This is a genomic window from Acinetobacter sp. Colony158, assembly GCF_019264745.1.
In the GTDB taxonomy this organism is placed as follows: domain Bacteria; phylum Pseudomonadota; class Gammaproteobacteria; order Pseudomonadales; family Moraxellaceae; genus Acinetobacter; species Acinetobacter ursingii.
Window position 1 is genome coordinate 1,879,421 of sequence record NZ_CP078523.1, and the last position, 12,906, is coordinate 1,892,326.

The 12,906-nt window shown below is 42.2% G+C and carries 9 protein-coding genes; 4 read left to right on the forward strand and 5 right to left on the reverse strand.

Annotated features, from left to right (window positions below):
* The first annotated feature begins 123 nt into the window (after nt 1-123).
* Together JR005_RS07800 and JR005_RS07805 are read left to right on the forward strand one after the other, a co-directional pair.
* Complete coding sequence (locus JR005_RS07800) at nt 124-732, forward strand: class I SAM-dependent methyltransferase (RefSeq protein WP_218664834.1); 609 nt, start codon at nt 124-126, stop codon at nt 730-732.
* 190 nt (nt 733-922) lie between these two features.
* Nucleotides 923-1,549 carry a hydrolase gene (locus tag JR005_RS07805; RefSeq protein WP_228731796.1) on the forward strand — a complete coding sequence of 209 codons (627 nt, stop codon included), beginning with the start codon at nt 923-925 and terminating at the stop codon, nt 1,547-1,549.
* Nucleotides 1,550-1,604: 55 nt separating this feature from the next.
* Here JR005_RS07805 and pta read toward each other — a convergent pair whose 3' ends face one another.
* From pta to JR005_RS07820, 3 genes are all read right to left on the reverse strand, one after another.
* Nucleotides 1,605-3,797: a phosphate acetyltransferase gene (gene pta / locus JR005_RS07810; RefSeq protein WP_218664835.1), complete on the reverse strand. Its 2,193-nt coding sequence runs from the start codon at nt 3,795-3,797 to the stop codon at nt 1,605-1,607.
* An 81-nt stretch (nt 3,798-3,878) separates the two neighbouring features.
* Nucleotides 3,879-5,078: an acetate/propionate family kinase gene (locus JR005_RS07815; protein WP_004992644.1), complete on the reverse strand. Its 1,200-nt coding sequence runs from the start codon at nt 5,076-5,078 to the stop codon at nt 3,879-3,881.
* 383 nt (nt 5,079-5,461) lie between these two features.
* The gene (locus JR005_RS07820) at nt 5,462-6,727 is read right to left on the reverse strand and encodes a glutamate-5-semialdehyde dehydrogenase (protein ID WP_004992646.1); all 1,266 of its coding nucleotides are present in this window, start codon (nt 6,725-6,727) and stop codon (nt 5,462-5,464) included.
* Between the two features lie 340 nt (nt 6,728-7,067).
* Between JR005_RS07820 and JR005_RS07825 the strand changes: the two genes are divergently transcribed.
* Nucleotides 7,068-8,402 carry an alpha/beta fold hydrolase gene (locus JR005_RS07825; RefSeq protein ID WP_004992654.1) on the forward strand — a complete coding sequence of 445 codons (1,335 nt, stop codon included), beginning with the start codon at nt 7,068-7,070 and terminating at the stop codon, nt 8,400-8,402.
* Between the two features lie 109 nt (nt 8,403-8,511).
* Here JR005_RS07825 and JR005_RS07830 read toward each other — a convergent pair whose 3' ends face one another.
* Nucleotides 8,512-9,369 (reverse strand): class I SAM-dependent methyltransferase, encoded by an 858-nt coding sequence (locus tag JR005_RS07830; RefSeq protein WP_004992658.1) that lies wholly within the window; start codon nt 9,367-9,369, stop codon nt 8,512-8,514.
* Nucleotides 9,370-9,476: 107 nt separating this feature from the next.
* Complete coding sequence (nagZ, locus tag JR005_RS07835) at nt 9,477-10,496, reverse strand: beta-N-acetylhexosaminidase (protein ID WP_218664836.1); 1,020 nt, start codon at nt 10,494-10,496, stop codon at nt 9,477-9,479.
* A gap of 194 nt (nt 10,497-10,690) precedes the next feature.
* On the opposite strand from nagZ, the gene JR005_RS07840 reads away from it, so the two are divergent.
* Nucleotides 10,691-12,880, forward strand: a complete 2,190-nt coding sequence (locus JR005_RS07840) for a carboxy terminal-processing peptidase (RefSeq protein ID WP_151721107.1) — start codon at nt 10,691-10,693, stop codon at nt 12,878-12,880.
* Nucleotides 12,881-12,906 lie beyond the last annotated feature (26 nt).

Genomic DNA, 12,906 nt, shown 5'->3' on the forward strand with positions numbered 1-12,906 from the left:
GCAAAGATTATATGACAAAATGACACTGCTGTGGGCGGTTTTGCCGAGATTTTGGTCGAAGGTCTAAGCTTTTAAAATCAGATTAAAATACCCATCAAAATGATGAAAAAAGAGTGAAAATAAATGAATAATGAGCGTTTAGCCCAAAAAATCATTCAAATTTATCAAAAATATGGACGCGACTGGACAGAGCTTCGCGGTGATTATCTCTATGAAAAAGCTTGGCTAGATCGTTTTTTGGCATTATTACCATCCACTGATGCAAACGTATTGGATTTAGGTTGTGGTTCAGGTCAACCGATTGCAGCGTATCTCATCGAAAATGGCTGTCAGGTGACAGGGGTAGATCGCTCAGAGGTGATGTTGGAAATGGCGCGGGAATCTTTTCCTGAACAGACATGGATCAATGCCGATATGCGACATTTTCGTTTTGATCAACAGTTTGATGGCATTTTGGCATGGGATAGTTTTTTCCATCTCACTCCAGATGATCAACGTGAAATGTTTGCACAGTTTTCAGCGCATGCAAAGCACGGAGCCGCCCTGATGTTTACCAGTGGTCCGAGTCATGGTGAGGCGATTGGAGAGATGTTTGGAGAGCCTTTGTACCATGCCAGTTTGGATGCCGAAGAATACCGCGCATTATTGGCTCAATATGGTTTTGATGTAGTTAAAATGGTTGCAGAAGATGCTGAATGCACAGGGCATACCGTTTGGCTGGCAAAAAAATGAAATATATTCCATGATGAATTAATGACCATGTAGGCGAATATTGCATCCATAAAAATATAGTTTTATCTACATTACAAAATGAAAAACTATGTCCTAAAAATAGTCATATTCTTTACAGGGTTGTCGGCATAAGATGAGAATGATTTCTATCACAAAGATCAAAAAGGAATAAAAAATGACCAGTTAAGCCATTCGTGATCCAAAGCAAGATCATCTATTAACACCTCAAAATTCAGCTTTTATTTGTATCGATTATCAACCAGTACAAGTTAACTCGATTGCTTCGATGGATCGTCAACTTTTAATCAATAATATTGTCGGCAGTGCCAAAGCTGCGATTGTTTATGGCTTACCGATTATTCATTCAACGGTAAATGTCAAAACAGGTTTAAACAAACCACCGATTCCTCAGTTACGTAAAGTGTTGGCAGATTATCCAACTTATGACCGTACTTCTATTAACTCTTGGGAAGATGTCGAGTTTAAAGAAGCTGTTAAGGCTACGGGTCGCAAAAAACTGATTATGACTGCGCTTTGGACAGAAGCTTGTTTAACCTTTCCAGCACTCGATGCGCTACAGGAAGGCTACGAAGTCTATGTGGTTGCTGATGCAGTAGGTGGAACCTCATTGGCTGCTCACGAGGCTGCATTACGCCGTATTGAACAGGCGGGCGGTAAATTAATTAGTGTGGCGCAATTATTCTGTGAATTACAACGTGACTGGCAACGTAAAGAAACAGTGCCTGATTTTATCAAATTATTCATTGAAACTGGCGGTACAGCAGGTATCCAGTTCTCTTATGATGCCAGTGAATAAAGATCAATTAAACTAAAATCATAATTTGGTTTTCATAAAAAAAGTCCCTGAAATGTCAAGGGACTTTTTTTATAGGGTTATCAATTAAGATGCTTTTGTAGCTGCTTTTTGCTTCACCCTGTTGTTCAGCCTGAATGGCGGTGAGTGCAATGGTAAACACAATATCATCGACCAACGCACCACGTGACAAATCATTCACTGGTTTATTTAGACCCTGTAACATCGGGCCAACACTGACTACATTGGCAGAGCGTTGAACTGCTTTATAAGTGGTATTTCCTGTATTTAAATCAGGGAAAATAAAGACATTGGCTCGACCTGCAACTTGAGAATCTGGTGCTTTTTGACGTCCGACACTTTCGACCGATGCGGCATCATATTGTAATGGCCCATCAATCAATAAATCTGGACGACGTTGTTTTGCAATTTGAGTCGCTTCAGCTACTTTCTCAACATCTGCGCCTGTTCCAGAAGTGCCTGTTGAGTAACTGATCATGGCAATACGTGGTTCAATACCAAAAGCTTTCGCCGAGTCCGCAGACTGAATCGCAATTTCAGCCAATTGTTGCGCATCGGGATCAGGATTAATCGCGCAGTCACCATACACATAGACTTCATCGGGTAACAACATAAAGAAAATGGATGAAACCAGTGAATATTCGGGCGCAGTTTTAATCAACTGAAATGCAGGACGAACAGTATTGGCTGTGGTGTGAATGGCACCTGAAACCAAACCATCGACTTGATCTAATGCCAGCATCATCGTGCCAAGAACCACCGTATCTTGAAGTTGCTCTTTGGCTTGTAATTCGTTTAGTTTGCCTTTGCGTAATTCGACCATTGGTGTGACATATTGGTCTCGAATGGTATCTGGATCAATAATCTCCAGATCATCTGGAAGCTCAATGCCACGCGCTTTAGCCACATCCACCACAGATTCTGGCTTCGCGAGTAGGATACAATGTGCCAATCCACGTGACTGACAAATGGCAGCGGCCTGTACGGTACGCGGCTCATCGCCTTCGGGGAGTACAATTCGCTTTTTAGCCGCAATCGATTTTTGTACCAATTCATGACGAAAGGCAGAAGGGGATAAGCGAGGTCTGAGGTTACCATTGACTTGAGTTTTGAGCCATTCGGTATCGATATGGCTCGAAACGAAACGAGTGACTTGTTCGGCACGTTCAGTATCATCAACTGGAATTTCATTACCAAAATCTGCCAGACGTTGTGCGGTTTCCAGTGTGTTGAGTTGGGTATGTAAAATAGGTAAGCCGCGTTTAATCGCATGTTGGCAAAAATCCAGAATTTGGGTGGCTGGCGCTGTACGTTCGGTCAGCACCAGACCTGCCAAAGGAATCCCATTACTGGTTGCCAGACTACTTGCCAAAAGAACATCTGTACGTTCGGAAGCACTGATAATCAGTTCGCCGGCGACAAATTTATTGAGTTCATATTCAATGCTTGAAGCAATTAAACTGGAATGCAAAATGCGTCGTTGCTTGGCTTCACCCAAATGAACCCACTCACCATCAATCACCGAAGCAATATCTAATGTACGTGGCACACTTAAGGTATTGCTAAAAGGCACCATGCCGATAATCGGCAGTTCTTTGGTACCTAAATGACGATTATATTTTTGTAGTTCCAGACTAAATTTTTCAATTTCAGCACTCAGGCGCAGCGAAGGGTCGATGGTAAGTGGAATTTGAGCTGATTCTTCAGGCAAACCGCGTGTACGCATAAAGAGTACGCCAGCGGTGCGATTTGAATTGACGCCACCAAACTGACGTAAATGTGATTCGATTCTTTCCGCGGTTTTTCGTGGATTTTGAATATCTGCGGTACTGACCAAAATCACTTTGGCATCGAGTGCTTGTGCAAGCGCTGCATTCAATTCACTGGCAAAATGATCTTGTCCGTTGGGCAGTAAACCTTCAACAATAATTACATCCTGCTGAGCCGCAATGGTACGATGCAGGCTAACGGCTTCTTCAAGTAAATCATCCATTTCACCTGCTGAAATATATTGCAGCAGCTTTTCGTGAGAAATTGACTGGACAGTATCACGTTGAAATAAATGATGAAAGAGAGATGTAGTGCGATCAAACTGATTCTGATTTTCCTGAGAAAATGGTTTTAAAAACCCAGCCTTAATGCCGTTGCAATCCAACGCATACACCATCCCCAAACAGGCTGAGGTTAAACCAACACCTTCAGCGGTTGGAATCATTAAAATTGTATTCATAATGACCTTAAATAAAATTATATTTTTAACATTTGTATTTGGCTTATTGAGAGGACTGATCTCTCAATAAGCTCTGCACGATTAACCAATCACAACGTCAAGCTTTTTTGCCTGTTGCACCACTTGCTCAGTTTCTTTGGCAATACGTCCTTCTTCATCTGTAGGAATCACCCAGATTTGTGGTCCTTGACCTACATCAATCCGGCCCTCTGTACCACGTTGTAGTGTATTGTTTTGATCTTTATCTAGTTTAAAACCAAAATGAGGTAGATATATCATGGTTTTTTCGCGGATATAGGCTGAGTTTTCCCCAATCCCACCTGTAAAAATCAGACCATCGATTTTGGGTAAACCGCAGCTTAAACCAGCTAATGACTTGGCTAAACGGTAACTGAATACTTCAATGGCAAGTCTTGCATCTTCGTTGCCATTTTCTGAGGCTTCGATCAATGTGCGCATGTCATTAGATAAATTATCAGATAAACCTAACAACCCACTTTCTTTGTTGAGCATTTTATCAATCTTGTCGATATCCCAACCTAAGTTGTTGGCAATAAAACTATGAATACTTGGATCGACATCACCACTACGGGTTCCCATCACGATCCCTTCAAGTGGGGTTAAACCCATCGAGGTATCAATACTTTCACCATTCCAGATGGCACAGGTCGAGCTACCATTGCCTAAATGTGCACTTAACCAGCCGCCTTGTCGGAATTGTCCAGCCAGTTCACTGGCGCGATCAGATACATACGCATGGCTTGTACCATGAAAGCCATAGCGGCGGACATAGTGTTCCGTGTAAAAGAATTTCGGCAAGGCATAGCGATAAGCATGTTCAGGCATTGTTTGATGAAATGCGGTATCGAATACAGCCACTTGGGGTAATTCGGGAAACAAACGCATAGTGGCATCAATACCAACCAAATGTGCAGGGTTATGTAAGGGTGCTAATGGCGTTGCAGCAACAATACGTTCAATAATTTCTGGGGTGAGTAATTCCGCTTTGGTTAATGTTCCACCATGGACCACACGATGTCCTATTGCCTGCGGCTTATAGTTGGCTAAGCGTGCCAACAATGTTTCAAGTGCTTTTTCATGGTCAGCGTGTGGAATGGATAATTCAAGGGGCTCACCGCCGACGGTAATCCCTTTAATACGAGCTTCTGCTGTGCCTAGATTTTCAGCCAAACCGTAAATACGGTTTTCACGACGATCTGAAACCAAAGCATATTTGATAGAGGAAGAACCACAGTTAATCACTAAAACGGATGTAGACACGGTATTGCACCCAAAATATTTTAAATTGTTTCCTTAATATATTGATTTTCAAATCTGATTTTGTCAGTCCGAATATCAATATGACATGTTGTAACATGTGTCGTTTTTCTGTCCAAGCTAGACTTTAGCCGATTAGACTTAAGCACTATCGAACAATCTTTAATTTATCGTTAGCATTCATGGGTTAAAACCAACGAATAACCAACCTAAACGAATTTTCTTTTAAACCCAATATAACGTTGAACCGCTATTTTTTATAGTTTGATCATGTTGCAATTTATTTAATAAAAATGTTTCTATTTTTAAAAAATAACTTCATGATTCAATGCTGAATCATTTTCTGGCTCTGTCGACTGAACGACAAAACCAGAAGACATATTATTTTATTGACGAATTTGACCGTCACCAAATACGATCCATTTTTGTGAGGTCAAGCCTTCTAAACCCACTGGACCGCGCGCATGGATTTTATCGGTCGAGATGCCAATTTCGGCGCCTAAACCATATTCAAAACCATCGGCAAAGCGTGTAGAAGCATTAATCATCACAGAGCTTGAATCTACTTCAGCCAAAAACTTGCGAACTAATGAATAGTTTTCAGTAATGATTGCATCGGTATGGTGAGAACCATATTGGTTAATATGTTGAATCGCTTCCTCAATACCCGATACCACTTTAATCGCAAGGATGGGCGCTAGATATTCGGTATACCAGTCTTCTTCAGTGGCGACTTTGACGCTTTCACCGAGGATGCGGCGAGTTTGGTCACAACCTCGAAGCTCGACATGTTTTTCAGCATACAGTTCAGCAATACGCGGTAAAAACTCTTCTGCGATATTTTCATCGACCAACAACGTTTCCATGGCATTACAAACACCATAACGATGAGTCTTCGCATTAAGCGCAATTGGGAGAGCTTTATGTAGATCAGCTTCAGCTTCTACAAAAACATGACAATTGCCATCTAAATGTTTAATAACAGGAATACGTGCTTCAAGGGTAATTCGTTCTATCAGACCTTTACCGCCACGTGGAATAATCACATCGACATATTCGCTCATGGTAATCAGTTGACCAACTGCGGCACGATCAGAGGTTGCAATCACTTGGACGGCATGCTCAGGTAAGCCCACTTTTTTAAGCCCATACTGAATGGCTTCGGCGATGGCTTTATTGGACTCAAGCGCTTCTGAACCGCCACGTAAAATAATGGCATTGCCAGATTTTAGCGCTAAGGATGCTGCTTCAAGTGTGACATTTGGCCGTGATTCATAAATCATGCCGACAACGCCTAAAGGCACACGCATCTTACCGAGTTGAATACCTGTAGGGCGATATGACATATCAGTAATTTCACCGATTGGATCTTTAAGCGCAATCACATCTTTTAAGCCTTGTAACATGCCTTTAAAGCGTGAGGGGTTAAGTTCTAAACGATCAAGTAGAGCACTATCCAGGTTGTTTTCGTGCGCTTTTTGCATGTCAATCGCATTCGCCGCTAAAATTTGCGGTTGACGATCTTCTAGCGCAGTGAAAATGGCTGAAAGCGCATTGTTTTTCGTTAAGGTCGATGCGCTGGCCAACAAGCGGGAAGCCTGACGCGCATTTTGACCTACTGTTTGCATATAGTGTTCAATTGAATCGTGCATAGCAGTCTTTGATCGGTTAAAAATCCATAAAGGTACATTGCATAGTAACAGGCTATGACCAGATTGGTATAGTCATCATAATGCGGTAAAGATGAGCTAGTGCGTGATTTAGTAGAAAACTGTGAAATTGTTACGCGACTTTAAATATTTTGAAACTTGAAAAAGATCGAAACTAGATGAGTGGTTATAGAAAGGGTTGCTTAAAAAAGTCACATCTGTATAGAATGAAACAATAAGGCTATTGACGTTATACAAAAAAATTGAGTAAGGATGCATAGCCATTGTGTCGCATGGAACGGAGCCTGCATAGATAAAAAACAACGCAGGCAGGAGGCAGGAAATGAATTCCATTATCCAGATGGACGCGGATCTTCACCAAGCGGGTTCACCTTTTGGTTTTTTTGATCTTTATCATAAAGATATTTTTAAGCAATCTGCTCGTGAAACATGGATTGATGGCTGGAAAGTCGAATTCATGGCCATGGCTGATGTGCGTACAATTCATCAGACTCCCATAGTAATTGTGGGCGGGGCATTTCAAAATTTCAACTCTTATAAATATTGTGTTGAACAACTGTTTGCCTGCGGACCTGTCATTTTAATTGATTTACCTTCAATGGGTGCGAATCAGCAGATTACCAACCGTGATACAGGTGTTTCTGCGGGAATGCTTGAATTATCGGATTTATCCAGAATGCTTGGTATATGGCTGGATATCGTCGGTATTTCCAAAGTCTCTATGATGGGCATGTCATTAGGCTCAGTGGTTGCTTCTTCATTTGCGCACCAACGTCCTGAACTGGTTGACCGTATGGTCCTAATGGGAGTGATGCAAAAGACCCGTAAAAGCTGGCGCATGATCTTGGAAGAGTCACTGAAGTTGATGCAAGAAGATCGGATGGAAGAATTTGGTCAAGCCGTGATTTTGTATCTGGTAAATCATGCCAAACTTGACAAGACTCGCATGTCACCTACAGCTAAGCGTTTGTTCTTCCGTCAAATGGCTGAATTTACCAAAACTGAGCGTTTGCGTTATGAGATCAACTGTAATCGGCTATTGCGTTTAAAAGATGTGCCGATTCCACAGTGCAAAACGCTGGTTGCCGCTGGGCAGTATGATAGTTTCACCTTGCCTTTTGAAAATGCAAATTTTGCTTTGCAATGTCCTGATATGCAGTTTGCCTTGATCGCCAATGCGGATCATGTGCCGCAGCTTCAACGCCGTAAAGAAACCATGCATTTGTTTGCAACCTATTTAAATGGTGAATCGATTCAGGGTTTGGATGGCATTATTCCGATGACCCGTGAACAAATCAAACATATGGATCGTCGTGGTGAAGAGCGCATTGAAGTCATGCAACCACATACGCAACTGACCCATCGTTATTTGCCTGAGCAGTTCAAAGTAATGATTAGTGATTTAAGTTTCTTTGGTGTACTTTTACAACTGAATCAGCCGAATGAAGCGAATCGTGTCGAAAGTTATCCACGAGATTTGGCTCTTCATTTAGAAGATGAAGAAGGTATGTTTAGTATCGAATGTCTGATTTTTCAGGTCGATACAGCAGGGGTAAGAGCGATCTTTAAACACGGTAGTTTTGCGGTTGCAGATCGTTTGCTGCGCTATGTGGCGCGACAAAAAGAACATCAACTTCAGTACGCTGAGGTGGTGTAACGCGATTAAAGATATCTGAGAAGCCGTATCTTGCCGCGTTATTTGGGGATAAAAAACAGCATCTTTGATGCTGTTTTTTATTGTGTAAACTTTGCTTTATCTATCGATTCTAAGAGTGTTTCTTATTGATAGCATGAATCGTCCAAACTAGATCGCCTAAGTGTTCCTGTTTATTCTGCTGTTGTACGGTGTCTGAATCAAAATAATCTTTTGGTTGTGTCACTTTTACCTGATCAAAACCATTTTCCATAAAAAAAGTTTCAACATCGGCTGGGGTAGTAAAATGAAAGCTAAAGGCGCTGCGTGACATCCATTTGAGAAGTTTGCTGCTACTCCAGATAATATTTGCCAACTTGTTTTTGACTGGTTCTGGGTACAAGTCGGTGAGATAATGTAATTCTTTAAATGGCTGACCATATTCAGCAATCGACTGAATTAATTGAGCTAACAAAGGTTTATCAAAATAATTAATCAGCCCTTCACTGATCACCACCAGAGGAAACGAGGGGTCAAATAAGTCAAATGCTTGTTTAAATTCTGCGGTAAATAAATCAACAGACAGCATTTCGGGTGCATTGGCTTCAATCTGTTGCAATGCAGCTTGTTTGGTTTGTGCCATGTCTGGTAAATCTAGTTCACGGTAAGTGATCTCTGGATAATGTTGTCTAAACCACCAACCTCGCGGTGAAAGACCACTGGCGATTTCCAAAACCTGTAACTGAGGATGATGCTCAATGAGCGTCGTAAGCTGATCATCCAGTAAGGTGTGTCGTTGTTTGAGAGTACTTCGCATACTGCCACCGACATATTTCTCTGCCCAACTTTCCAATGGGTGAACCAGTGCAGCTAAAGACTTGCCCTTTTTGGTGGCAAAGACCTGATGTGAGATCCCCATTTGATACCAGATGTAACCTGTGTAATGAGCGGTAAAAGAGATATGTCGATGTTTTGAAAGTGGTTGGGTCATATTCCTGAGCCTGTTATTTTATTTATCATCCATGCATAATTTTAGACATCATGAATATACCCGTATATTCATGATGTAAAAGCGACTTTATTATAACCTTCAATGCCTTAAAAGCTATCTTTGAATTTTTCGATCTGTGTTTTATGAGATTGCCAGACATCTCCTAATTTAAGCGTATTGCCAATCTTTAATTCAGGAATCTTGCCTCGCATACGTTCCAAGCGTTGCTGATGTGGTAAAGCTAGATGTTCAATCGAATCGAGTGCCAAACAAGCCGATGAGCGGTCATTGCATACCAATCCCATGTCACAGCCTGCGGAAAGTGCCGCCTGTAAACGTGCATCAGCTCCACCAGCAACACAAGCTGCTTGCATGCTCAGGTCATCTGAAAATAACACGCCATCAAAACTTAACTGCTTACGCAAAATTTCCTGAACCCAAAATGGTGAAAACCCAGCAGGATTAGGATCGACCTGTTCATAAATCACATGGGCAGGCATGAGTGCATCCAGTTGTGGCATCAATTGGATAAATGTTTGCATGTCTTTTTGATAGATTTCATCGTAACTACGATGGTCAATCGCTGCGGCAACATGCGAGTCTGCCTGCACGGAGCCATGACCAGGGAAATGTTTGCCCGTATTCGCCATACCTGCTTGTTGCATACCTTTCATAAAGGCTGATGCTAATGGCACAATATCCTGCGGATTTTTGGCAAAACCACGATCACCAATCACATCACTTAGGTCATTGATATCCAAAACGGGTGCAAAGCTAAAATCAATACCAACCGCTAAAACCTCAGTTGCCATGAGCCAGCCACATTGCTCAGCCAATTGAATCGCTTGTTCTGGTTGGTGTTGATATAACTCACCAAAACGCCCCATTGCAGGTAATAAGGTAAATCCTGTTTTTAAACGCTGGACACGCCCACCTTCCTGATCGACAGCAATTAATATCTCTGGACGGATTTGGCGCATGTGATCTGTTAATGCACGCACTTGTTGTGGCGATTCAATATTTCGTGCAAATAAAATCACGCCACCGACTTGCGGAGCGCGTAAGAGTTCAATATCTTCTTGTGTAAGTTCTGTGCCAGCAATGTCTAGCATCAAAGCGCCGATCATAAAGGTTGCTCGTCTAATTTTTGGATAAAACAATAGCGGAATTTTGCAATGATTTGCTACATTCTGCCAGCATAGAATATGATAAAACTACACGACATACACAAATTAAGTTGGTTAAGATGTTGAATCTGTGACATTCGGGGTCGATGGCACAGCGGGTAATATTGGAAAATCCAAGGAAGTATTAAAAATTTATGAAACTTCAAACGATAGCTTGTGCAGTTGCAGTCGCGACTGGTGGATTGTTCTTCACACATGCGATAAACGAAGCAATTGCGGCAACTGATACTGCACCTGCGGCCATCTCTCAAACTATTCAACCGACTCAGGAACAAGCACTGGTTTCTCGCCAGTTAGCGACATTGGTCGACCGTCAGCATTATTTAAATATGCGTCTGGATGCCAATACCTCTAATCGTATCCTAGATATGTATCTGGATAGTCTGGATCCTGATCATTCATTATTCTTGGCGTCTGAAGTACAGGACTATAAAACAAAATATGGCTCGACTTTTGGTGCGGCGCTGAAAGCGGGCAATTTGACAGGTCCATATGCGATACATGATCAATATCGTAAACGCCTACGTGCCTTTTATGAGTACATGTTATCTGAACTGAAAAAGCCACAAAATTTGCATCAGCCGAATGTTTTCATTGATACTGATCGTGAGAAAGCAGCCTATTTTAAAAATACCGCTGAACAGCAAGATTACTGGCGTAAAATGTTGGTGTCGCAGCTGATTAACCTCACCATTAGCAAAGAAGAAGATCTGGCTAAACAAAAAGCCTTGAAAGACAATCCAGAGCTGGCGAATGGTCAGGATTTAACCAGTCCAGAAGATTTAACACCTGTTCAAACACTCACAAAACGTTATACCCGTCAGCTTGAGCGTATTAGTCGCGTGAAGAGTGATGATGTGTTAGACAAAACCTTAAACGCCATGATGGCAACTTATGATCCGCACAGTAATTATTATCCGCCGATTGATGCGATGGAGTTGAATCGCCAAACTACTTTACAGCTAGAAGGAATTGGAGTTTCGATCCGTCCTGAACGCGGTAATGAAGACTATATTAAAATCGAAACCATTGTAGAAGGTGGCCCAGCAAGTAAGTCAGGTCAGGTCAAATCTGGCGATCGCATTGTTGGGGTTGCTCAGGATGGCGACAAAATGGTCGATGTGGTCGGCTGGTCGAGTGCTGAGATTGTCGGGTTGATTCGTGGTAAACGCGGAACTAAAGTCACGATCAAGTTACTCGGGCCGGGTGCCTCCATGAGTCAGGCGCGAACTGTAAGTTTGGTGCGTGATGTGATTCAGGAAGAAGATGCAGGTGTTCGTTCACGTACCGTTGATATTATGCGTGATGGCAAAAAGCATACCTTTGGTGTGATTGAAATTCCTTCGTTCTACTTAAACTATCGTGCGCGCCGTGCGGGAACTGAATATCGTTCAGTGTCTGAAGATACCAACAATGCTTTAAAATCTCTTTCTGCTAAAAAAGTAGATGGTATTTTGATTGATTTGCGCAATAACCCAGGCGGTTCACTTGAAGAAGTGGCACGTATGCTCGGACAGGTCATCAAATCTGGGCCAGTCGTGCAAATTCGTGATGGTAATGGCAACGTGAGTGTGTTTGAAGATAACGATGGCGGTGCACAAACTTACGCAGGCCCATTGGCAATTTTAGTAAATCTGGCTTCAGCTTCTGCCAGCGAAATCTACTCGGCTGCCATTCAGGATTATGAGCGCGGGATCGTGATTGGAAGTACCACCACAGGTAAGGGGACAGCCCAAGTTCAACTTGATACCTTGGCACATGGTCAGGCGACTTTAACGCAACGTAAGTTCTATCGTATTACAGGTGGAAGTACTCAAAATAAAGGCGTTATTCCAGACATCAAGCTCGTGGATATTTATGATGAGGAGTTTGGTGAACGTAAAGCTAAAAATGCATTGAAGTGGGATACCATTCCAACGGCTCCATTTAAGCGTGAAGGTTCAATCCAGCCTTACGTAGAAAAGCTGTCTCAGGAATCTAAAGCCCGTGTTGCGGTTGATCCTCAATTTAAATATCTTGAGGCGCGCCGTGCGATCGCGGATGAAACCAAAGATCAAAAACGTATTGTGTTAGATATTGATCAGCGTAAGGCGGAAATTTTAAGACTGGAAAAACAAACACTTGATGCTGAAAATCAGCGTCGTGCAGCGACAGGATTAAAACCTTTTAGTAATTGGGAAAGTTATCAGGCATCACTGGATGCATTGAGCGAATCTCGTGCCAAAATGAAGATCAATGCACGTCCGCCGTTACCAGAGGAAGAAACCTTTGTGAATGAAGCGGCGAATGTATTATTAGATTATGCCAAATTACAAAAGCATTGATTGATTTTGAGTGAGCAAAAAAGCAT

Bases quoted from the DNA above. Each gene is read 5' to 3' on its own strand.
- JR005_RS07800 (WP_218664834.1), top strand. From the start codon at position 124: ATGAATAATGAGCGTTTAGCCCAAAAAATCATTCAAATTTATCAAAAA.
- pta (WP_218664835.1), bottom strand. From the start codon at position 3,797: ATGAATACAATTTTAATGATTCCAACCGCTGAAGGTGTTGGTTTAACC.
- JR005_RS07820 (WP_004992646.1), bottom strand. From the start codon at position 6,727: ATGCACGATTCAATTGAACACTATATGCAAACAGTAGGTCAAAATGCG.
- nagZ (WP_218664836.1), bottom strand. From the start codon at position 10,496: ATGATCGGCGCTTTGATGCTAGACATTGCTGGCACAGAACTTACACAA.
- JR005_RS07830 (WP_004992658.1), bottom strand. From the start codon at position 9,369: ATGACCCAACCACTTTCAAAACATCGACATATCTCTTTTACCGCTCAT.
- JR005_RS07825 (WP_004992654.1), top strand. From the start codon at position 7,068: ATGAATTCCATTATCCAGATGGACGCGGATCTTCACCAAGCGGGTTCA.
- JR005_RS07840 (WP_151721107.1), top strand. From the start codon at position 10,691: ATGAAACTTCAAACGATAGCTTGTGCAGTTGCAGTCGCGACTGGTGGA.